Source organism: Streptomyces sp. NPDC002698 (genome assembly GCF_042888945.1).
Lineage (GTDB): Bacteria > Actinomycetota > Actinomycetes > Streptomycetales > Streptomycetaceae > Streptomyces.
Genome location: NZ_JBIAQM010000034.1, coordinates 26,416 through 48,207 on the forward strand (window position 1 = coordinate 26,416; position 21,792 = coordinate 48,207).

Here is a 21,792-nt window from a genome sequence, read left to right on the forward strand (position 1 = left end):
TCGCGCGCCCCCTGCATGGAGCGAGGTTCAGACTGTCGCGAATGCCCGCGCCCGGTACCTGGACCGGCACTCTGCGCGCTGCAACTTGCCGCTGGTGGTGAACGGCAGCGCACCGGCCTTGACCAGGAGGATGTCGTCGGCCCGGAGGCCGTGCCCGGCGAAGACGGCCTCCCGGACGGCTTCTTCGACCTCGTCCGCCGCCAGGGTCGCGCGGGCACCTGACGGAGTGTCCGGGACGGGTTCGGTCATGACGCGGTACCGGCTGTTGATCTCAGCCAGGACGACGAGGCGCGTGCGTCCGCCGTCCTCGACGGTGAAGGCGCAGCAGCAGCCCTCCCGTATGGCGGGATGGCTTGCCGCCCCGGTCGCCTCGATGTCGTACGGGTAGTGCTGCATGCCCTCCACGACGATGAGGTCGTCCACACGGCAGGTGACGAAGAGCTGACCGCCGTCCAGAAAGCCCAGGCTGCCGGTGCGCAGGAACCGCCGGCCCTCGTGGCCGCGCACGGTGGCGTTGAACGTACGCGCTGTCTCCTTCGGGGCGTTCCAGTACGCGGCACCGATACTCGGTCCGGAAGCCAGGATCTCCCCTGTCTCGTCCGGGGCGCACGGATCGCCGGTGGCCGGATCCACCACCGCGATGGTCATGGACGGGTGCACCTGGCCCAGGCCGACCAGTCGGCGGACCTCGTCCTCGCGACCGGCTCGCTGCACCTTGCCTTTCGCCAGCGCCACCGCGTCGAACCGGCGGATCACCGGTTCGGGCTCCACCGGCCCGCCGCTGAGCATGACAGTGGACTCGGCGATGCCGTAACTCGGGAAGAACGCCTCGCGGCGGAAGCCGGACGGGGCGAGCATGGCACTGAACTGGTCGATCATCTCCGCGCGCACCGGCTCGTCGCCGACCACCGCGATCCGCCAGGCGCTGAGATCGAGGGAACGCAACTGCTCCTCGGAGACGCGCCGCAGGCACAACTCGTACCCGAAACCGGGGGCTGAACTGATGCCCGCCCCGCGGTCCGATATCGCGCGGAGCCAGTTGACCGGGTGCTGGGTGAACGCCGAGGGCGGCATCAGTGCGGCGTCGTACCCGACGTAGATCGGCTGCAGGACCCCGGTGATCAGTCCCATGTCGTGGAACACGGGCAGCCAGGACACAACGGGCGGCAGTCGGTCGAAGTCGTCCGTGGCCCGGGTACCGTTGGCCAAGATCAGCGAGAGGTTGTGCAGAACGTTGCCATGGGTGAGCGCCACACCCCGGGGCGGACCGGTCGTGCCGGAGGTGTACTGCAGGTACGCGATCGTGTCCGGGCCGATTTCGGGGGCGTTCCAGCCGTACGCGTCCGTCTCACTGATCTCGTCGGTCGCCACAGAGGTCGGCCGGCATGGTGTGGAAATGTCCTCCAGCAACGCGTCGACACGGTTCAGCCTTGACCCGTTCGACAGCAGCACATCCGGCCGGCAGCTGTTGACGATTGCCCGGAAGCGCGTATACCGGTCGTCGACGCCGACGCGCAGCACCGGAGGAGCCGGCACCGCGATCAGGCCGGCATACAGGCAGCCGAAGAAGGCGGACACGAAGTCGAGGCCGGGCGGGTAACTCAGCACGGCACGGGCGCCCTGCGGGGCTTGCCTGCTCAGACGCGCCGCGATTGCCCTTGCCCGGGTGTCCAGTTGGGCGAGGGTGAGTGAGTCGGACTCTTCGAGACCGTTCTCCAGGAAGGCGAACATCCGTCGATCCGGCTCCCTGGACGCGCGATACCTGCAGAGCTCGACCAAGGTCGTCGGCTCCGGTCGGGATCCTGTGACGGCATCCTCTGACATCGTGATCCTCCTGTTCGACTCGGCCGGCGGCATTGCCTCTGCCATTTCCTCACGGACCCGCCGGAATTTGGTTACGTATCCAGCCATTGCTGTACGTGCGCGTCATGGTGGTTCCACTCGAAGAGACGTTAAGTCGGCAGAGAAATATCGGGTATCCGCCGCGGGATGGTGTCCATCCCCCTACCGGAGGCGAGCTTCGAGTAGGCCGGAAGGCGGATGAAAGCCATCCTCCGGTCGCCGTCACGGTTCGGTCCGTCGGCTGTTACGGAAAGCGCCTCGTGCTGGCTACCGTCATGACGACGGCCAGTGGACGACGAATGGCCCGTATCCGAGGGAGAACATTTCCTCAGAAGGCTTCAGAAAGGGAACCTTGATGTCCTACGACGCATCTGACGACTACTTCTTGGGTTATCCGAAGCTCCCCGATCTCCCGGACGGGGAGGTCCTGGGTACGACCGGCGTTGTGGTCACCGGTTTGGGAATGACCACGCCGCTGGGTGGCGACGTCCACTCCACCTGGGAGGCGCTGCTGGCCGGCGAATCCCCGATCACCGTGCTCGACGAACCGTGGGCTCGCGATCTGCCCGTACGGCTGGCAGGTCGGCTGAGCCAGGAACCGACCGAGGTACTGGACCGGGTCGAGGCCCGGCGGATGGACCGCTGCCAGCAGATTGCGATGGTGGCTGCCCGGCAGGCATGGGCCGACGCCGGCGCGCCCGAGGTGGCTCCGGAGCGGCTGGCCGTGGTGATCGGCACCGGCCTCGGCGGCGGGACGACGCTGGTTGACCAGCACGACCTGTCCTTGGCCAAGGGGCCGGACCGCGTGTCGCCGTTCGCGGTGACCATGCTGATGCCCAACGGTTCGGCCGCCGCCGTCAGTCTGGCTCTCGACGCCCGGGCCGGCGCCCACGCGCCGACCAGCGCCTGCGCCTCCGGAGCGGAGGCGATAGCCATGGGGCTCGCCATACTGCGTGCCGGGCGGGCCGATGTCGTTGTCGCCGGCGGCACCGAGGCATGCATCGGCCGGCTGTCCATGGCGGCTTTCGCCCGCATGGGAGCCCTGTCCGGCCGTCACGAGGACCCTCAGAACGCATCGCGGCCGTTCGACAGCGCCCGTGACGGCTTCGTCATGTCCGAGGGCGGCGGCGCCGTCGTGCTGGAGCGAACCCGGTTCGCGCAAGCTCGTGGCGCGCGAATGTATGCCACGCTCGCCGGTACAGGGATGAGTTCCGACGCGCACACCATGACATCTCCGTCAGCTGACGGTCAGATCAGTGCGATCCGCGAGGCCTTGCGCTCCGGCGGCCTCGGCCCGCAGGACATCGTTCACGTCAACGCCCATGCTCCCGGTACGCCCGTCGGTGACCGTATCGAGGCGGCGGCATTGCTGGAATCGCTCGGCCCTCATCCTCTGGTGACGGCGACCAAGTCGATCACCGGCCATCTCATAGGCGGGGCCGGCGCGATCGAGGCCATCTTCACGGTCCTGAGCGTCTTCACCGACGTGATCCCCGCGACCAGGAACCTCGACGTCAAGGATCCCGAGGTGAAGGTGGACATCGTCACGGGAACCCAGCGGCACGTCAGGGTCACCGCAGCCATCTCGAACTCCTTCGGTTTCGGCGGTCACAACGTGGTCCTCGCGTTCACCAAGCCCGCCTGACCATGGGATCGGGACGGGCGGCCGGAGGACAGCGGGCCTGCCGGGGCCTGTTCGGCCCGCGGTGGCTGGGGCGGGTGCACGAGACCGCTCCGCTGGGCCATCAGCGCCGCGTGCATCCGGTTCGGCAACTCGAGTTTGGCGAGGATGCGGGAGACGTGGGACTTCACGGTGGCGAGCGTGACGTGCAGCTCGTGGGCGATCTCCTGGTTCGACCTGCCCATGGCTATACCGCAGAGAACCTGGGTCTCGCGACTGCTCAGGCTTGCCAGGGCGACCGCGTGGGACCGCTCATGTGGCGGCGGCAGGATCTCGAACCGATCGATCAGTCGTCGGGTCATCGTGGGGCACAAGAAGGCCGCGCCGTCAGCAACCGCACGGACGGCTGAGACCAGCTCGTCCTGGCTGGCACTCTTGAGCAGAAACCCACGGGCGCCCGCCTTCAGCGACCCGAGCAGATGGCTGTCAAGGGCGTTGCTGGTCAGGACAATTATCCCCGGCGCGACTCCGGGTACCGCCGTCCCCGAAGGCTGGGCAAGTCTCCGGATGAATTCGCATTCGGCATCCACGAGGACGACCTGCGGTCGCCGCAGTTCGGCCACGCGTAATGCTTCCTCGCCGACCCTCGTATCGGCGACCACCGTGATATCCGGTGCCTCCCCGAGGGCCTGCCGGAATCCGCGACGCACGAGATCCTCATTGTCGACCAGCATTACTTCCCATGCACTGAAGTCGTCCATCATTCGCTCCGCCCGTGCGATTCGGAAGTGCCCCCGTTGCCTTCAGGAACCAGCAACCGGCACTGTGCGTTTCACTGGCTGTGCTCGAGAATGCTTTCCGGTGGAGCGGTTGCGCACGTGATGACCGTGGGGCGTGCCGAGCGCTTCAGACAGCGGTGGCTGATAACGCGTACGCCCCCTGGCCCGCACGCACATCCCGACTAGGCTGAATGGCAGCCCACGGCGGGATACGCCGCATCGATCCCTTCCGATGCTAGGGGGATTGGCAGTGCTGGTTCCAGGCAATGGCGGCCACCCTGTTGGCCGTTCCGGACACAGGGCGGCGACCGACGAAGTCCCCACAGCTCCAGGGCTGTTCAACCGAGGCATCGCAGGCGTGCGCGCAATGGTGGACGTGGGCGTCGAGCGCGGAGTGGTCGTACCGGCATGCCTCGACGGCAGTGGCGTGGACGAGAACGCTCTTGCCGACGATGCCGCACATGTCCGGGCCTGGCAGGAGCTCACTGTGGCGCAGAACCTGGTCCGCGCCACGGGCGACGCTCCCGGCCTGGGGCTCGAGGTCGGCAGCCGGATTCCGCTGCGTACGTACAGCGTGTTGGGCTTCGCACTGCTCGCCAGCCCGACGCTGCGCGAGGCCGCGGCTGTGGGACTGCGCTACCTGGAACTCACCTTCGCCATGGTCGGGATCCACCTTCAGGAGGACGGAAACGAGGTCCGTCTCATCCTGGACGACGGGCTGGTGCCCCCGCCCGTCCGGCACTTCTTCATCGAGCGGGAAATAGCCAATATCCGGGCCATCCTGGACACCATTGTGGGCCGGCCCTTCACCCCCCTCCGGCTGGATCTGCGCTTCCCACAGCCTGAGGAGTCGGCGCCGTACGAGGTGTTTGACGACGTGCCCATCGCCTTCGGGGCGCCGCGCAACGCGATCGTCACCCTCGCGGCGGTACTGGAGCAGTCGCTGCCGCAGGCCGACCAGCACACCATGCAGGTGTGCGAACGCGAGTGCAGGCTCCTGCTGGCCCGGCGCACCGACACGGGATTCGCGGTGCGGGTACGGGAACTGCTCATGCAGTGGCCGGACGGCATCCCCGACATGGGCGCCGTCGCAGCCGCGCTGCACCTCTCCACCCGTACTCTGCACCGGCGTCTGGCGGTGGAGGACACGTCCTACCGGCGTCTGGTCGACGCAGCGCGGCACGCTCGTGCTGTCGAGATGCTGTCCGACCTCGGACTCGGCGTCGACCAGATCGCCGTACGTCTCGGGTACGCCGACGCGGCGGCATTCATCCGCGCGTTCCGCCGGTGGACCGGTGCGACCCCCGGTGCCTACCGAACGCGATCAGTACGCAACCTGTCGAGGGCCCACGCCTGAGGCGGCACGTCCGCCCAGCTCGGTCCGAGCGACGAAACCCCGTTGCCCATGGTCGACCGCATGACGGGGCCAGACTCTGGCCGGCGGCCGGCAGACAGACCGTCGACACGTCCTCGTCGGAGTCCTGGGCGTTGATCACCGCAGGCGTGATCACGAGCAGCCAGGCCGGCCGCCCCTTCCCTGCAAGGGCGCTGAACTCCCGCACCGCGTTCTACTGTTCGGTGCAGGTGATGAGCCCGCTACCGGCTGGCCAGAGTGGAGCGCGGAGGCGAGCGCCGGCGCGGCCACGGTGGCGAGGACCGAACCGAACGTCAGCAGCGTGTGCGGTCCACGCCGGTCCAGGATGCGGCCGATGGGTTTCCCGGCAACCACCGAGACCAGCAGGGCGGCGGGCAGCCAGACCCAGAACCTTCCTGGCCACACCGCCCGAAACCAACCGGGCCATTCCTGGGCTGAGTCACCATCCGGCAACAGCCCTGTTGCGCTGGCCGGAGCAGGCGTCCCCTGCGTGTCACCGGGAGACGAACGGCCTGTCGATGACCGTCTCTCTGCGTCCTTCAGTCAGCAATCCGCTCGCGATTCCTGACCCCAATCCCTCGCGCTACCTGCCCGACCTGCGACAACACGCTGAAGAGCCGAAAGCAAGGCAGATTCGACCCGGATTCGACCCCGAAGCCGACACACGCACCACCCCGCTGACGTGGCATTTCCTCGAACGTCTTCCGTGAGACGGAAGTCGTATTGCGGCCCAGTGATGTCTGCCCGAACGATGCCACCACCATCAGAGACGGGAGCCGGCCTTCATGCCTCACATGACGTCCTTCGCCAGGAACCAGTGGTACGTCGTCGCCTACACCTACGAGATCGGACGCGAGCTCGTCGGACGGACCGTCCTCGGTGAGCCGCTGGTGCTCTACCGCGCCGAGGAGGACGGAGCGGCCGTCGCGCTGTCCGACCGGTGTGTGCACCGGCGGTTCCCGCTCTCGGAGAGCCGGCTCGACGGTGACCGGATCGTGTGCGGCTACCACGGGTTCACCTACGACACGACCGGCGCGTGCGTGTACGTGCCGGGACAGAAGCGGATACCGCGCACCGCCCGGGTCGCCTCCTATCCCGTCGTCGAGCAGGACCTGTTCGTCTGGGTCTGGATCGGCGACCCCGCGCTCGCCGACCCGGGATCCGTGCCGCGCGCACCGCACATGGACTCGCCCGGCTGGACGACGGTCAGCGGCATGGAGCCCATCGACGCGGACTACGGACTCCTCGTCGACAACCTCCTCGACCTCTCGCACGAGACGTATCTGCACGGCGGCTACATCGGCACCCCCGAGGTCGCCGAGACGCCGATCGCCACCGAGGTGGACGAGGAGGCCGGGATCGTGCGCGTCTCCCGGCGCATGGCCGACGCCGAGTGTCCGCCCTTCTACGCGCGGTCGACCGGCGTCGAGGGGCGCATCACCCGCTGGCAGGACATCGAGTACCACGCGCCCTGCCTCTATCTGCTGCACAGCAGGATCGCGCCGGCCGGTGTGCTGCCGGAGGCGGACGGCAGTGACCCGAACGCCTTCCACACCGAGATCACGTACGCCATCACGCCGTCCGGCGCGGGCAAGGTGTACGACTTCTGGGCGGTCTCGCGTGACTTCGCCCGTTCGGACGACGAAGTCAGCGTCTTCATGCGGGACTTGAACCACACCGTCGTGATGCAGGACGTCGACGCGCTCAACCTCCTCCAGCGAACCCTCGCCTCGGAGCCCACCGGTTACCAGGAGCTGAGCATCGGCATCGACACCGGCGGCCTCGCGGCCCGGCGCATCCTGGCCCGCCTGGTCGAGGAGGGCGACAAGCCGGTGGAGAGGGTACGGTGACCGGCCTGGCCGGGGACAGCTCGTACGAGGCCGAACTCGTCGTCGTACGCCGGGAGTTCGTTTCCGACGGCGTACTCGCCCTGAGCCTGCGGCATCCGCTCGGCGCCGAACTCCCGCGCTGGGAGCCCGGGGCCCACATCGATGTCCGGCTCGGGCGGGAACTCGAGCGGCAGTACTCCCTGTGCGGGGATCCGGCGGACCGCGGGGCGTGGCGGATCGCGGTGCTGCTCGAACCGGACGGGCGCGGCGGATCGGCCTACGTGCACGGGCGGTTGGGCGAGGGGGACACGGTCCGTGTCCGGGGCCCGCGCAATCACTTCGCCCTCGCGCCCGCTCCGCGCTACCGCTTCGTGGCGGGCGGCATCGGCATCACCCCGATCCTGCCGATGCTCGCCGCGGCCGAGGCGGCGGGCGCCGAGTGGACCCTGCTGTACGGCGGACGGACCCGCGGCTCCATGGCGTTCACCGAGGAACTGGGGCGGTACGGGGACCGGGTCACCCTCGTTCCCCGGGACGAGACCGGACCGCTCGATCTGCCCTCCGTGCTCGGCGGGCTCCCCGGGGACGCCCTCGTCTACTGCTGCGGTCCCGGGCCGCTGCTCGACGCGATCGAGGAGCGCTGTCCGGCCGGCCTGCTGCACACCGAGCGGTTCCGGCCGAAGGAGCGGGAGCCGGACGGGGAGGCGGAGGGGGAGGAGGGGTTCGAGGTCGTCCTGGAGCGGTCGGGGCGGACGGTCACCGTCGCTCCCGGTGTCTCCGTCCTCGACACCGTGCGCGCCGCCGGTGTCGAGGTGCTCCACTCCTGCACCGAGGGCACGTGCGGGACCTGCGAGACGGAGGTGCTCGAAGGGACCCCGGACCACCGGGACTCGGTGCTCACGGAGGAGGAGCGGGAGGCGGGCGGAACCATGCTCATCTGCGTGTCCCGCTGCCTCGGGAGACGGCTCGTACTGGACCTGTGACCGCCAGATCCCGCTCGATCCGGGCGACCGTGTCCAGCAGGTGGGGAAGCAGGTCGCGGCGGACCGATTCGAGGCTGTTGCGGCTGGCGTGCACGGGGATGTTCGCGGCCGCCACCACGGCGCCGTCCCGGTCCCGCACCGGGGCGGCGACCGAGCGGAGCCCCTCCTCCAACTCCTGGTCGACGATGGCGTATCCCTGGCGCCGCACCTGGGCCAGCTCGGCTCTCAGCAGGTCCGGCGAGACGATCGTGCGCGCGGTCAGGGCGCGCAGATCGGCCCGCTCCAGCCGGGCGTCGATCTCGTCGTCCGTGAGGTGCGCGAGGATCACCCGGCCCACGGAGGTGGCGTGGGCCGGGAAGCGGGTGCCGACGGTGATCGTCGCCGTCATGATCCGCCGGGTCGGGACCCGTGCCACGTACACGATGTCGTCGCCGTCGAGGACACAGAGCGAGCTCGACTCCCCCACCTGTTCGGCGAGTTGCTTCAGATGGGGCTGGGCGATCTCGGGGAGGGTGAAACCGGAGAGATAGGCGTAGCCGAGTTCCAGCACGCGCGGGGTGAGCCGGAAGACCCGGCCGTCCGTGTGGACGTATCCGAGATCGACCAGGGTCAGCAGGAAGCGGCGTGCCGCCGCACGGGTCAGGTCGCAGCCGCGCGCGACCTCACTGAGTGTCAGTTCGGGCCGGTCGGCGCCGAATACGCGGATCACGGCGAGTCCGCGTTCGAAGGACCGGACGAAATGGGGCGCTCGGTCTGCTGCAGGCATCGTCGCCTCCAGAGGGACACACGGAGTGCTCTCGTACGGAACGGGAGCACACTTCGATAACTGTCAACAATATTGTCAGCCAAGGCCATTGACCCGGCACGGACAGGGTTCTACCTTCGCGCTGAGCACCATTGTGCGGTGTGCGCACGCCCTGTCGGAACACTCTCGTCTGCACAGGAGGAGCCATGCGTCGTCTGCTCGCCGGTATCGCGGTCGGAGCCTTGCTGGTCACCGCGTCGGCCTGCGGTTCGTCCGACGGCGGTGGCGCCTCGGACAAGAACTCTTCGTCCGGCGGCACCACCACCGTCAAGCTGGGGATCATCCCCATCGTCGATGTCGCCCCCGTCTATCTGGGCCAGAAGAAGGGCTTCTACAAGAAGCACGGACTGACCCTGTCGATGACCCCCGCGCAGGGCGGCGCGGCGATCGTCCCGGGGGTCGTCTCGGGCCAGTTCCAGTTCGGGTTCTCCAACGTGACCTCGCTGATGATCGCCCAGTCCAACGGCGTTCCCGTGAAGGCCATCGCGAACGGCGTCGCCTCGACGGGGGTGGCGGGCGCGGACTTCGGCGCCATCACGGTCAAGAAGGGCAGCGCCGTCACGTCACCGAAGGACCTGGAGGGCAAGAAGGTCGCCGTCAACACACTGAAGAACATCAACGAGACGGCCGTACGCGAGTCGGTGCGCAAGGCGGGCGGTGATCCCTCGAAGGTGAAGTTCGTCGAGCTCGCCTTCGACCAGATGCCCGCGGCCCTCGACAGCGGCCAGATCGACGCCGCGATGGTGGTCGAGCCCGCGCTCGCCACCGTCAAGAGCCAGGGCGCGACCGAGATCGCCTCCTCCCTGGTCGACGTGGCGAAGAACCTCACCGTCGCCATGTACTTCACCTCGAACCAGTACGCGCAGCAGCACCCCGACGTGGTGAAGAAGTTCCAGGAGGCCACCGCGGAGTCCCTCGCGTACGCCGACGCGCACCCGGACGAGGTCCGGCAGATCGTCACCACGTACACGACGATCCCCGCGGCCGTGCTGGCCGAGGTGACCCTGCCCAAGTGGCCGGCCGAGGAGAACCGGGCCTCGATCGAGGCACTGGAGAAGCTCGGCGAGCAGGACAGCCTCTTCAAGTCGGCGCCCGACCTGGACAAGCTGCTGCCGTGACACAAAAGCGAGTGCGCGGCGGCGGCTCCACCGGATGGGCCGTGAACGCCGGACTGGGCGCGGCCGGGCTCGCGGCCTTCCTCGCCCTCGGCGAGGCGGTGCCGCGGCTCGGCGTCGTCAAGGAGCGGTACTTCCCGCCGACCAGCCGGATCGCGCGGGCCCTCGGCGACCAGTTCACCGAGGACACCTTCTGGACGGACCTCGGCGACACGCTCACGGGCTGGGCGCTGGGCCTGGCGATCGCGGTCGGCGCGGGGATCGTGGTGGGGGTGGTCGTCTCGGTCGTGCCGTATCTGCGCGAGGCGACCGCCTCGACGATCGAGTTCCTGCGCCCCATCCCCTCCGTGGCCCTGATCCCGCTCGCCGTGCTGCTCTACGGGACCGAGCTGAGGTCGGTGCTCCTGCTGGTCGTCTACGCCTCCTTCTGGCAGGTTCTCGTCCAGGTCATGTACGGCGTGCGGGACGTGGACCCGGTGGCGGAGGAGACGGCGCGCTCGTACGGGCTCGGCACCTGGGCCCGGGTCCGTCATGTGCTGTGGCCGACCGCGCTGCCGTACGTCATGACGGGGGTCCGGCTCGCCGCGGCCGTCGCGCTCATCCTCACGGTGACCGCCGAACTCGTCATCGGGGCACCGGGGCTGGGCGCGCGCATCGCGGTCGCCCAGACCTCGCAGGCGGTGCCCGAGATGTACGCGCTGATCGTGGTCACGGGTCTGCTCGGGCTGCTCATCAACGTGGGTGCCCGGTCGGTGGAGCGGTACGCGCTGGCCTGGCACCAGTCGGTGCGCGGGGAGGTGACGGTGTGACGGGCATCCCGCCCGGACCGACGGGGCCGAACCGGTGGGGAGCCCTCCCGCTGCGGGTGCTGTTCGTCGTGGCGCTCCCCGCGCTGCTGTTCGTCCTGTGGTGGCTCGCGTCGGACAACAGCACCAACGTCTACTGGCCTCCGCTGCGCACGATCCTGAAGACCTTTCCCGACGTCTGGACGCGTGACCGGCTCCGCGCCGACCTGGTGCCCAGCCTGCTGCGGCTGCTGGCCGGCTACACGGCGGCGGCCGTGGTGGGAGTCGGTGTCGGCACGGTCATCGGCTCGTACCGGAAGGTGCGGGCGGTGTGCGAGCCGGTGCTGGAGTTCCTGCGGGCGGTGCCGCCGCCCGTCCTCGTTCCGGTCATCATGCTGTTCGCGGGCATCGGGGACACGATGAAGATCGTCGTGATCGCCAGCGGCTGCGTGTGGCCGGTCCTGCTCAACACGATCGAGGGGGTGCGCGCCGTCGACTCCGTGATGTCCGAGACGGCCCGCTCCTACGGCATCACGGGTCCGGCCCGGATACGGTCCGTCGTCCTTCCGTCCGCGAGCCCGCAGATCTTCGCCGGCCTGCGCCAGGCGCTGTCCATCGGCATCATCCTGATGGTCATCAGCGAGATGTTCGCGGCGAGCAACGGACTCGGCTTCACCATCGTGCAGTTCCAGCGCGGCTTCGCGATCCCCGACATGTGGACCGGGATCCTCGTCCTCGGTCTGCTCGGCTTTCTCCTCTCGGTCGTCTTCCAGTTGGTCGAGCGCCGGGTCCTCGGCTGGTACCACGGTCTGCGCGACTCCTCCAGGCGGTCCTCGTGACGCTCGCGAAAGGGCGGTCCATGCACGCGTCTTTGGTCGTATCCGGCCTGCGGAAGGTCTACGAGGGGTCGGGTCGCCGGGTGGAGGCGGTCCGCGATCTCACCTTCACGGTGGACGCGGGTGAACTCGTCTGTCTGGTCGGGCCGTCGGGCTGCGGCAAGACCACCCTGCTGAAGTGCATGGGCGGCCTGCTGACACCGACGTCGGGCGAGGTGCTGCTCGGCGGCCGGCGGGTGAGCGGCCCGCCGCCGGGCATGGCGTTCGTGTTCCAGGAGTACGGGCGCAGCCTGTTCCCCTGGATGAGGGTCGGCGAGAACGTCGAACTCCCGCTGCGGCAGAAGAACCTGGGCAGGGCTCGGCGCCGGGAACTGGTCGCCGACGCGCTGGAGTCCGTGGGACTGGCCGATGCCGCGGGGGCCTATCCGTGGCAGTTGTCCGGGGGGATGCAGCAGCGGGTCGCCATCGCACGGGCCCTGGCGTACGAGCCCGAGGTCCTGCTCATGGACGAGCCGTTCGCGGCGGTCGACGCGCAGACCCGCGCCGATCTGGAGGATCTGGTGCGCCGGCTGTGGCGGCAGCGCGGGATCACCATCCTGTTCGTGACCCACGACATCGACGAGGCCGTCTATCTGGGCGAGCGGGTCCTGGTCCTCTCGGCCTCCCCCACCGTCGTGCAGGAGCAGCTGAAGGTCGATCTGCCCGAGGACCGCGACCAGTTGCGTACACGGGTCTCCCCGCGCTTCGCCGAGTTGCGGACCCATGTGTACGAGCAGATCCAGGCGGCGAAGCTCGGGGAGCCGGTCATGAGGAGGGACGCGCCCAGGGATTCACCCCCGCCGAAGTGAGACGGCCTTCGGGGACCGCGCCGTGCGGTGCGGCCGTTCAGGCGCGCAGCCAGACCGCCGTGTCCGGCGGAAGGAGCCCGTCGGCCGTCAGCGGGTCGCTGTGGAGCAGGAGCCGGGAGTGCTCGGGGAGCCCGACCGGGCCGTCGGTCAGATTGACCACGCAGAGCAGACCGTCCGCGCGGGTGAAGGCGAGGACGCCCTCCGGTGCGGGCAGCCAGCCGAACACGCCGTCGCCGAAGCCCGGTTCGCCGCGGCGGACGCGGAGCGCGGCACGGTAGAGGCTCAGCATGGACCCGGGGTCGTCCGCCTGGCGGTCGGCGGCGTACGCGGGCCAGCCGGCGGGCTGCGGGAGCCAGGGCTCACCGCCGAACCCGGCGTACGGCTCCCCGGCCGACCAGGGCAGCGGGACCCGGCAGCCGTCGCGGCCCGGGTCCGTGCCCCCGGAGCGCGAGTGCATCGGGTCCTGGATGCTGTCGAGCGGCAACTCCACCTCGGGCAGCCCGAGTTCCTCGCCCTGGTAGACGTACACGGAGCCGGGCAGGGCGAGCGAGAGCAGCGCCGCGGCGCGGGCCCGGCGGGTGCCGAGAGCCAGGTCGGTGGGGGTGCCGAAGGCCTTGGCGGTGAAGTCGAACCCGGTCTCCGTACGGCCGTAGCGGGTGACCGTGCGGGTCACGTCGTGGTTGCACAGCACCCAGGTGGCCGGCGCTCCGACGGGGGCGTGCTCGGCGAGGGTCTCGTCGATGGAGGTCCGCAGCCGTCCGGCGTCCCAGGGGCAGGACAGGAACGAGAAGTTGAAGGCGGTGTGCAGTTCGTCGGGGCGCAGATAGCGCGCGAAGCGCTCGGAGTCGGGGAGCCAGACCTCGCCGACGAAGACGGCGTCGTAGGAGTCGGCGACCGCCCGCCAGGAACGGTAGATGTCGTGGAGTTCGTCGCGGTCGACGTACGGGTTCGGGTCGCGGCCCTCGACGAAGTCGGGCAGGTCCGGGTCCTTGGCCAGCAGCGCGGCCGAGTCGATGCGTACGCCCGCCACTCCCCGCTCGAACCAGAAGCGCAGGATCTCCTCGTGCTCCCGGCGGACGGCCGGGTGCGCCCAGTTGAGGTCGGGCTGCTCGGGGGTGAAGAGATGGAGGTACCAGTCGCCGTCGGGCAGCCGGGTCCACACCGGTTCGGTGGAGCCCGCGAACTGGGACGGCCAGTCGTTGGGCGGGAGTTCACCGTGTTCGCCGCGTCCGGGGCGGAAGTGGAAGAGCTCGCGCTCCGGGCCGCCCGCCAGCGCCGCCCGGAACCAGGGGTGCTGGTCGGAGACGTGGTTCGGCACGATGTCGACGAGCGTGCGGATGCCCAGCTCGCGGGCCTCGGCGATGAGTTTCTCGGCCTCGGCGAGTGTCCCGAAGGCCGGGTCGATCGTGCGGTAGTCGGCGACGTCGTAGCCGCCGTCGGCCAAAGGCGAGAGGTACCAGGGGTTGAACCACAGGGCGTCCACGCCTAGTTCGGCGAGGTAGGGGAGTCTGGCGCGGACGCCCGCGAGGTCGCCGGTGCCGTCGCCGTCGCCGTCCGCGAAGCTGCGGACGTACACCTGGTAGATGACGGCGGAACGCCACCACGCGGACTGATTTCGGGCAGGGCGGGGCTGTCCCACGGTGCGTTGCCTTTCGTTCGAGGAGGTCGGTGAGGGGCGTCAGCCCTTGGTGCTGCCCGCGCTGATGCCGGCGATGATGTGCCGCTGGAACACCAGGAACATCACGACCATGGGGATGCTGGCGATCACCATCGCGGCGATGAGCACGGTGAGCTGGATGTTCTGCGACAGCTGGACGAGCGCCACGCTGATGGGCTGCTTGTCGGTGTCGGAGAAGACCATCAGCGGCCAGAGGAAGTCCTGCCAGACGGCGACCAGGGCGAAGATCGACACGACTCCGAGGACGGGCCGGGACATCGGCAGCACGATCGACCACAGGGTGCGCAGCCGTCCGGCGCCGTCGATCTCGGCGGCCTCCAGGACGTCGCGCGGGATCTGGTCGAAGAAGCGCTTGAGGAGATAGAGGTTGAAGGCGTTGGCGACGGCGGGCAGCCAGATGCCGAGCGGCGAGTTGAGCAGGCCGGTGTGCAGGACGGGCAGGTCGGCGACGGTCAGGTACTTGGGGACCACCAGGGCCTGCGCGGGGACCATCAGGGTGGCGAGGATGCCGCCGAGGATCACCTTGCCGAAGGCGGGCTTCAGTTTGGACAGGGCGTAGGCGGCGGCCGTGCAGAAGACCAGCTGGAGCAGCCAGGCGCCCGTCGCCTGGACGACGGTGTTCCACAGGTGGGTGGGCAGGTCCATCAGGTCCCAGGCGTCGGTGTATCCGCCGAGGTGCCACTGCTGCGGCAGCAGGGTCGGCGGGGTGCGCGTGACCTCGTCCGGCGACTTCATGGCGCCGGTGACCATCCAGTAGACGGGGAAGAGGAAGGCCAGCGTGAAGAGCAGGACGACGCCGCCGAAGACGGTCCAGTAGACGGCTCTGCCGCGCGGGCGGGCCAGGGCGAGCGGAGAGATCAGGGTGCGGGTGCTCACGCGTCCTCCCCTTCGGAGCGGGTCAGCCGCAGGTAGAGGGCGGAGAAGGCGCTGAGCAGGACGAGCAGCATGACGCTCAGCGCGCAGGCTCCGCCGAAGTCGTTGTAGAGGAAGGCGTACTTGTAGATCAGGTAGAGCACGGTGACGGTCTTGTCCTCGGGACCGCCGCCGGTGATCACGAACGGCTCGGTGAACACCTGCATGGTGGCGATGATCTGAAGCAGCATCAGCATCAGGATGATGAACCGTGTCTGGGGGATCGTCACGTGCCGGATGCGCTGGAGCAGGTTCGCGCCGTCCAGCTCGGCCGCCTCGTACAGCTCGCCGGGGATGCTCTGGAGGGCGGCGAGGTAGATGAGGACGGTGCCTCCGAGGTTGGCCCAGGTGGCGACGACGACCAGGGAGACGAGCGCGGTGTCGGCGCCGTTGGACCAGTTCGAGGTCGGCAGGTGCAGCGCGCGCAGCGTCTCGTTGGCGAGGCCGGCTCCGGGGTCGTAGAACCACTTCCACAGCAGTGCGCTGACCACCGGCGGGATCATCACCGGCAGGTAGACCACGACTCTGAAGAACGCCTTGGCGTGCCGCAGTTCGTTGAGGACCAGCGCCATCACGAAGGGGACGGCGAAGCCGATGAGCAGGGCGAGGACGGTGAAGGTGAGGGTGTTGCGCCAGGCGGCGGTGAACTCCGGGTCGTGGAAGACCCGGGTGAAGTTGGCGGTGCCGACCCACTCGCCGCCGCTGCCCGGGGTGTACTTCTGGAAGGCGATCACGACGGCGCGGATCGCCGGGTACCAGGAGAACAGGGCGAAGCAGAGCAGGCCGCCGGCCAGGAAGGCGTAGGCGCGGAACTGGTCGGCCAGGCGCCGGCGCGATGGTCCCCCGGTCCGGCGCCCGGCCGACCGCGGCGCCTCCGGCACGCCGAGGGCGGCCGGAGGGAGCACTGCGGGGGGCTTCGATGCGGTCTTCATGAACGGTGTCAGCCTCGGGCCAGAATGGAGTCGATCTTGCCGGAGGCGTCCTTGAGGAGCTGGTCGACGTCGGCGTCCTTCTTGGTGAGGACCGAGGACACGGCGGCGTCGAGGACGGAGTAGATCTGCTGGGCCTGCGGGGGCTCGATCTTCATCTGGAGGCTCTGGTTGCCGTCGAGGAAGGCCTGGTAGTTCTCCACGGGCACGTTGGCGTTGGCCTTCTTGACCTGCTGGTCCTTGTCGTCGGCGGCGCCGGTGAACAGGCGCGGCTCGGGCAGGCCGACGGGCGCGTCGTTCTGCTTGGCACGGGCGTAGTCGCCGAGGAAGCCCTTGCCGGGGGTCAGGAACATGTGGTCGAGCCACTTGAGGCCGGCCTTGATCTGGGCCGGGGTGTCCTTCTTGTTGAACATGTAGCCGTCGCCGCCGATGAGCGTGCCCTTGCCGCCGGGCATCGGAGCCAGGGCGAGGTCGTTGTAGTTGCCGCCCTTCTCCTTGACCAGGATCGGGATGTTGTCGGGCGCGGAGAGGTACATGCCGAGCTTTCCGGAGCCCATCATCTGCTGGACGTCGTTGATGACCAGCAGCTGCTTGCTGCCCATGGAGTTGTCGCTCCAGCGCATGTCCTTCAGGTTCTGCAGGACCGCCTTGCCCTCGGGAGTGTCGACGGTCGCCGTCTTTCCGTCCTCGGCGACGACGTTCCCGCCCTGCGAGTAGAGCTCGGCGGTGAAGTGCCAGCCGCCCTGGTTCTGGGCGCTGTAGTCGGCGTAACCGACCGTGCCCTTGCCGAGCGCGGCGATCTTCTTGGCGTCCGCGCGCAGCTCCTCCCAGGTGGCCGGGGGCTTGTCGGGGTCGAGGCCGGCCTTCTTGAAGAGGGCCTTGTTGTAGATGAGGCCCATCGAGTAGCCGGTGCGGGGGATGCCGTAGATCTTGCCGTCCACGGTGTAGATGTCGCGCAGTTGCTGCTGGATGGTGCTGTAGCTCTTGAGGTCCTTGACGTAACTCGTGATGTCGGCGGCCTGGTTGACGTCGACGACGTGCTTGGCGTCGGTGAAGTACGTGTAGAACACGTCCTCCATCTGGCCGCCGGCCAGTTTGGCGTCGAAGGTCTTGGGGTCCTGGCACGGGAACGCGTCGTGGGCGACGACGTCGATGTCCGGGTTGGCCTTCTCGAAGGCCGCGATGTCGGCGTCGAAGAACGAGCGGTCGACCTTGGCGCTCTTCGGCGGCTCGCAGTTGACGGTGATGCGGGTCTTTCCGTTGGCCGCGTCGTCGTCGCCGCTCGAACCGCACGCGGTGGCGGTGAGCGCGACAGAGGACGCCATGAGCATGACGAAGCTACGGCGGAACCCGGTACTTCTCATTGGTGGACCCCTTCGGGCTGGAGCGAGGAAGGCCCACGGCGGGCGCGCCGCCGTGTTCTGGCGCCGCACACTCAAGCACCGACAACATCTGTCCGCAAGATGTCGCGCAGAATCTGTAATTATTTGACAGCGGTTGGGGGTCTCCGTTGCGGGTGGTTGCGTACCGGAGTCACCGACCCCGGTACGGCGGCCCGGCCGCGCCTCTCAGCGGCGCGGCGCCTGCCCGGTCGACCCGCGCACCACCAGCTCCGGCTCGAACAGCAGCTCCTCGGCGGTCACACTGCTGCCGCCGATCTGCGCGTTCAGCAGTTCCACCGCGGCGCGCCCCATGGCCTCGATGGGCTGGCGGACCGTGGTCAGCGGGGGCTCGGTGCAGTTCATGAACGCCGAGTCGTCGTACCCGACGACGGAGATCTCGCCGGGGACGCCGAGACCCTTGCGGCGCGCGGCCCGTACCGCGCCGAGCGCGAGCGGGTCGCTGGCGCAGATGATGCCGGTGACGCCCTGGTCGAGCAGCCGGGTGGCCGCGGCCTGACCGCCCTCCAGCGAGAACATCGCCCGTGCCACGTACGCGTCCGGGAGATCCGGCGCGAGGGCGCGCGCCGCCGCGAGCTTGCGGCCCGAGGGCATGTGGTCGCCGGGGCCGAGGACGAGTCCGATCCGCTCGTGGCCGAGCGAGTCGAGATGGCGCCACGCCTGCTCGACGGCGACGGCGTCGTCGCAGGAGACGCACGGGAAGCCGAGGTGCTCGATGGCCGCGTTGACCAGCACCACCGGAATGTTGCGGTCCGCGAGCTCGCGGTAGTGGTCGTGCGGCGCGTCGGCCTGCGCGTACAGACCGCCGGCGAACACCACCCCGGAGACCTGCTGCTGGAGCAGGAGCTCCACGTAGTCGGCCTCGGAGACCCCGCCCTTGGTCTGCGTGCACAGCACGGGAGTGAGGCCGAGCTGGGCGAGCGCTCCGCCGATCACCTCGGCGAAGGCCGGGAAGATCGGGTTCTGGAGCTCGGGCAGGACGAGCCCGACGAGCCGCGCGCGTTCGCCGCGCAGCTGGGTCGGCCGCTCGTAGCCGAGGACGTCCAGGGCGGACAGGACCGCCTGCCGAGTGGAGTCGGAGACACCCGGCTTGCCGTTGAGCACCCGGCTGACCGTGGCCTCGCTGACCCCGACCTTCTTCGCCACCTGAGCAAGTCGTCGCGTCATGAGCGCAAGAATAGCGCAAGAAATGCAAGTTGCTTGCGTAAAAGTTCGACCGGTTCCTGTCCGCGGGGACGGGAACGGCGGCTCCGCACCCGCGGCTCCACACCCGCGACGGCGGACCCCTCAGGGCGCCGCCCACAGTCCGCGGACATGGCCCAGATGGCGCGTCATCACCGCGTGCACGGCGCGCTCGTCGCGTTCCAGGAGGGCGTCGAGGAGTTCCAGGTGCTCGCGGGCCGAGGCCTCCAGACGGCCCGCCCGGACCAGGGCGTCGAGTCCGTACAGGCGTGAGCGCTTGCGCAGGTCGCCGACGACCTCGACCAGATGGGAGTTGCCCGCGAGGGCCAGCAGGCCCAGGTGGAAGCGGATGTCCGCCTCCACGTACGCGATGAGGTCGCCGCCGGCGGCGGCCGTCACGATCTCCCGGGCGGCCGGACGCAGCGCCTCCAGCGAGACGGGGTCCGCCGTGGTGGCCAGCCGCACGACGGTGGGGATCTCGATGAGCGAGCGGATGTGGGTGTACTCGTCGAGCTGCTTCTCGGAGACCTCGGTGACCCGGAATCCCTTGTTGGGGACCGTGTCGACCAGGCCCTCCTTGGCCAGGTCGAGCATGGCCTCGCGGACCGGCGTCGCCGAGACGCCGAAACGGGCCGCCAGCGTCGGCGCCGAGTACACCTCGCCGGGCCGCAGCTCGCCCGCGATCAGCGCGGCGCGCAACGCGTCGGCCACGCGCTCGCGGTAGCTGCTCCGCCTGCCGCCCAGCGTGGGCAGGTCGGGAGCGGCTGAGGGTGCGCTGCTGCGCTGGGCGGCCATCGGGGTCTCCTCGTACGGGCCGGCGCGCCGTCGTCCTGGCGTACCGGCCATGTGCCATGTCACGTCCTACTCGGAGCTCCAGTATCTACGCCCCGGCGCGGAGCCGCTCACAGGACGAATCCGGCCGGGAACGGGTCCGAGGGGTCGAGCAGGTACTGGGCCGTCCCCGTGATCCACGCGCGACCCGTGAAGCTGGGCAGAACGGCGGGCGTCCCGGCCACATCGGTGGTGCCGAGCAGCCGGCCGGTGAACCGCGTCCCGATGAACGACTCGTTCACGAACTCGGTGTGCAGCGGGAGTTCGCCACGCGCGTGCAGCTGGGCCATGCGCGCGCTGGTGCCCGTACCGCAGGGCGAGCGGTCGAACCAGCCGGGGTGGATGGCCATCGCGTGCCGCGAGAAGCGGGCCGTCGCCCCGGGGGCGTACAGGTGGACGTGGTGGCAGCCGCGGATGGACGGGTCCTCGGGGTGCACGGGCTCGCCCTCGGCGTTGACGGCGTCCATCAGCGCCAGTCCCGCCGCGAGGATCTCGTCCTTTCGGGAGCGGTCGAAGGGCAGGCCGAACTGCTCCAGCGGCAGGATCGCGTAGAAGTTCCCGCCGTAGGCCAGGTCGTACGTCACCGTGCGCCCGTCGGCGAGCGTGGCCTTGCGGTCGAGGCCGACGGCGAACGACGGCACGTTCCTGAGCGTGACCTCCTTGGCCGCGCCGTCCTCCACGGCGACCTCGGCGACGACGAGGCCGGCGGGAGTGTCGAGCCGGATCGTGGTGACGGGCTCGACCACCTCGACCATGCCCGTCTCCACCAGCACGGTCGCCACACCGATCGTGCCGTGTCCGCACATCGGCAGATAGCCCGACACCTCGATGTAGATCACGCCGTAGTCGCAGTCCGGGCGGGTGGACGGCTGGAGGACAGCCCCGCTCATCGCCGCGTGGCCGCGCGGCTCGTTCATCAGGAGCTGCTTGATGTCGTCGCGGTGCTCGCGGAAGTGGAGCCGCCGCTCGTTCATGGTCGCGCCCGGGACGGTGCCGATCCCGCCGGTGATCACCCGGGTCGGCATGCCCTCGGTGTGCGAGTCGACGGCGTGCAGGACGAGTTTGCTGCGCATGGGACTCCTGAGTGGTGTCGGCGGGGCGGCCGGACGGTGGCGGGGGCCTTGCCGGTTCAGGCGAGACCGGCGGCGACGGCCCGCTCCGTGGCCAGGCGCACGGCGGCCTCCTGCTCGGGCAGCAACGGGACGCGCGGCGGCCGGACGGGACCGCCGTGGCGGCCGACGATGTCCATGGACAGCTTGATGGCCTGGACGAACTCGACCTGGGAGTCCCAGCGCAGCAGCGGGTGGAGCTGCCGGTAGAGCTTGCCCGCCGTGTCGAGGTCACCGGCGACGGCCGCGCGGTAGAGCTCGACGCCCGCCCGGGGCAGCGCGTTCGGGTAGCCGGCCACCCAGCCCTTGGCCCCGGCCACGGCGAGTTCCAGCAGGACGTCGTCGGCACCGATCAACAGGTCGAGTTCCGGGGCGAGTTCGGCGATGCGGTAGGCGCGCCGCACATCACCGGAGAACTCCTTGACCGCCTGGACGAACCCCGCGGCGTGCAGCTTCGCGAGGAGTTCGGGCACCAGGTCGACCTTGGTGTCGATCGGGTTGTTGTACGCGACGACCGGGATGCCCGCCCGGGAGACCTCCTCGTAGTGGGCGAGGACCGAACGGTCGTCCGCTCGGTACGAGTTGGGCGGCAGCAGCATCACGGCGCCGCAGCCCGCGTCCCTGGCCTGCTCGGCCCAGCGGCGTGCCTCCGCGGAGCCGTACGCGGCGACGCCGGGCATCACCCGGGACCCGCCGATCGCGGCGACGGCGGTCTCGACGACCTTGGCGCGCTCCTCGGGTGTGAGCACCTGGTACTCACCGAGGGAACCGTTCGGTACGACGCCGTCGCAGCCGTTCTCGACGAGCCAGGCACAGTGTTCGGCGTACCGGCCGTGGTCGACACCGAGGTCGTCGTCCAGCGGGAGCGCGGTGGCGACGAGAACACCACGCCAGGGGTGCCGGCTGTCGGGGGTGACGGTCATGAGGTGCTCA

The 21,792-nt window shown here is 69.5% G+C and carries 20 protein-coding genes; 9 read left to right on the forward strand and 11 right to left on the reverse strand.

The genetic code is table 11. From position 1 onward, the window contains the following. Positions 1–27 precede the first annotated feature (27 nt). Positions 28–1,911: a fatty acyl-AMP ligase gene (locus ACFYW9_RS32735; RefSeq protein ID WP_389158089.1), complete on the reverse strand. Its 1,884-nt coding sequence runs from the start codon at positions 1,909–1,911 to the stop codon at positions 28–30. Positions 1,912–2,197: 286 nt separating this feature from the next. Between ACFYW9_RS32735 and ACFYW9_RS32740 the strand changes: the two genes are divergently transcribed. Continuing rightward, positions 2,198–3,487: a beta-ketoacyl-[acyl-carrier-protein] synthase family protein gene (locus tag ACFYW9_RS32740; RefSeq protein WP_389158092.1), complete on the forward strand. Its 1,290-nt coding sequence runs from the start codon at positions 2,198–2,200 to the stop codon at positions 3,485–3,487. Here the strand turns inward: ACFYW9_RS32740 and ACFYW9_RS32745 are convergent. Beyond that, the gene (locus tag ACFYW9_RS32745; protein WP_389158095.1) at positions 3,451–4,224 is read right to left on the reverse strand and encodes a LuxR C-terminal-related transcriptional regulator; all 774 of its coding nucleotides are present in this window, start codon (positions 4,222–4,224) and stop codon (positions 3,451–3,453) included. The two genes, ACFYW9_RS32740 and ACFYW9_RS32745, sit on opposite strands and share 37 nt — an antisense overlap. Before the next feature lie 385 nt (positions 4,225–4,609). On the opposite strand from ACFYW9_RS32745, the gene ACFYW9_RS32750 reads away from it, so the two are divergent. From ACFYW9_RS32750 to ACFYW9_RS32765, 4 genes are all read left to right on the forward strand, one after another. Further along, positions 4,610–5,599, forward strand: coding sequence for an AraC family transcriptional regulator (locus ACFYW9_RS32750; RefSeq protein ID WP_389158224.1), 990 nt, complete (start codon positions 4,610–4,612; stop codon positions 5,597–5,599). 536 nt (positions 5,600–6,135) lie between these two features. After that, positions 6,136–6,327 (forward strand): hypothetical protein, encoded by a 192-nt coding sequence (locus tag ACFYW9_RS32755; protein WP_389158098.1) that lies wholly within the window; start codon positions 6,136–6,138, stop codon positions 6,325–6,327. A 75-nt stretch (positions 6,328–6,402) separates the two neighbouring features. Further along, entirely contained in the window at positions 6,403–7,467 is a 1,065-nt protein-coding gene (locus ACFYW9_RS32760; protein WP_389158101.1) for a Rieske 2Fe-2S domain-containing protein, read from the forward strand. Beyond that, entirely contained in the window at positions 7,464–8,429 is a 966-nt protein-coding gene (locus tag ACFYW9_RS32765; protein WP_389158104.1) for a PDR/VanB family oxidoreductase, read from the forward strand. The genes ACFYW9_RS32760 and ACFYW9_RS32765 overlap by 4 nt, the downstream gene beginning before the upstream one ends. Here ACFYW9_RS32765 and ACFYW9_RS32770 read toward each other — a convergent pair. After that, positions 8,380–9,195, reverse strand: coding sequence for an IclR family transcriptional regulator C-terminal domain-containing protein (locus ACFYW9_RS32770; protein WP_389158107.1), 816 nt, complete (start codon positions 9,193–9,195; stop codon positions 8,380–8,382). The genes ACFYW9_RS32765 and ACFYW9_RS32770 overlap by 50 nt on opposite strands. 185 nt (positions 9,196–9,380) lie before the next feature. On the opposite strand from ACFYW9_RS32770, the gene ACFYW9_RS32775 reads away from it, so the two are divergent. The 4 genes from ACFYW9_RS32775 to ACFYW9_RS32790 are packed head-to-tail and all read left to right on the forward strand — an operon-like array spanning position 9,381 to position 12,818. Next, entirely contained in the window at positions 9,381–10,352 is a 972-nt protein-coding gene (locus ACFYW9_RS32775) for an ABC transporter substrate-binding protein (RefSeq protein WP_389158110.1), read from the forward strand. Continuing rightward, complete coding sequence (locus tag ACFYW9_RS32780) at positions 10,349–11,158, forward strand: ABC transporter permease (RefSeq protein ID WP_389158113.1); 810 nt, start codon at positions 10,349–10,351, stop codon at positions 11,156–11,158. The genes ACFYW9_RS32775 and ACFYW9_RS32780 overlap by 4 nt, the downstream gene beginning before the upstream one ends. Before the next feature lie 5 nt (positions 11,159–11,163). Then, positions 11,164–11,973: an ABC transporter permease gene (locus ACFYW9_RS32785; protein ID WP_389158227.1), complete on the forward strand. Its 810-nt coding sequence runs from the start codon at positions 11,164–11,166 to the stop codon at positions 11,971–11,973. Positions 11,974–11,993: 20 nt separating this feature from the next. After that, positions 11,994–12,818, forward strand: coding sequence for an ABC transporter ATP-binding protein (locus ACFYW9_RS32790; protein WP_389158116.1), 825 nt, complete (start codon positions 11,994–11,996; stop codon positions 12,816–12,818). 37 nt (positions 12,819–12,855) lie between these two features. Here ACFYW9_RS32790 and ACFYW9_RS32795 read toward each other — a convergent pair whose 3' ends face one another. From ACFYW9_RS32795 to ACFYW9_RS32830, 8 genes are all read right to left on the reverse strand, one after another. Beyond that, positions 12,856–14,457: a glycoside hydrolase family 13 protein gene (locus ACFYW9_RS32795; protein ID WP_389158119.1), complete on the reverse strand. Its 1,602-nt coding sequence runs from the start codon at positions 14,455–14,457 to the stop codon at positions 12,856–12,858. Positions 14,458–14,496: 39 nt separating this feature from the next. After that, positions 14,497–15,372 (reverse strand): carbohydrate ABC transporter permease, encoded by an 876-nt coding sequence (locus ACFYW9_RS32800; RefSeq protein WP_389158122.1) that lies wholly within the window; start codon positions 15,370–15,372, stop codon positions 14,497–14,499. After that, positions 15,369–16,340, reverse strand: coding sequence for a carbohydrate ABC transporter permease (locus ACFYW9_RS32805; protein WP_389158126.1), 972 nt, complete (start codon positions 16,338–16,340; stop codon positions 15,369–15,371). The genes ACFYW9_RS32800 and ACFYW9_RS32805 overlap by 4 nt, the downstream gene beginning before the upstream one ends. 8 nt (positions 16,341–16,348) lie before the next feature. Further along, complete coding sequence (locus ACFYW9_RS32810) at positions 16,349–17,701, reverse strand: ABC transporter substrate-binding protein (RefSeq protein ID WP_389158129.1); 1,353 nt, start codon at positions 17,699–17,701, stop codon at positions 16,349–16,351. 204 nt (positions 17,702–17,905) lie between these two features. Next, positions 17,906–18,904 carry a LacI family DNA-binding transcriptional regulator gene (locus tag ACFYW9_RS32815; RefSeq protein WP_389158133.1) on the reverse strand — a complete coding sequence of 333 codons (999 nt, stop codon included), beginning with the start codon at positions 18,902–18,904 and terminating at the stop codon, positions 17,906–17,908. A gap of 120 nt (positions 18,905–19,024) precedes the next feature. Beyond that, positions 19,025–19,714 (reverse strand): GntR family transcriptional regulator, encoded by a 690-nt coding sequence (locus ACFYW9_RS32820; protein WP_389158230.1) that lies wholly within the window; start codon positions 19,712–19,714, stop codon positions 19,025–19,027. Between the two features lie 107 nt (positions 19,715–19,821). Beyond that, complete coding sequence (locus ACFYW9_RS32825) at positions 19,822–20,823, reverse strand: proline racemase family protein (RefSeq protein ID WP_389158137.1); 1,002 nt, start codon at positions 20,821–20,823, stop codon at positions 19,822–19,824. 56 nt (positions 20,824–20,879) lie between these two features. Further along, positions 20,880–21,782 carry a dihydrodipicolinate synthase family protein gene (locus tag ACFYW9_RS32830; protein WP_389158140.1) on the reverse strand — a complete coding sequence of 301 codons (903 nt, stop codon included), beginning with the start codon at positions 21,780–21,782 and terminating at the stop codon, positions 20,880–20,882. Positions 21,783–21,792 lie beyond the last annotated feature (10 nt).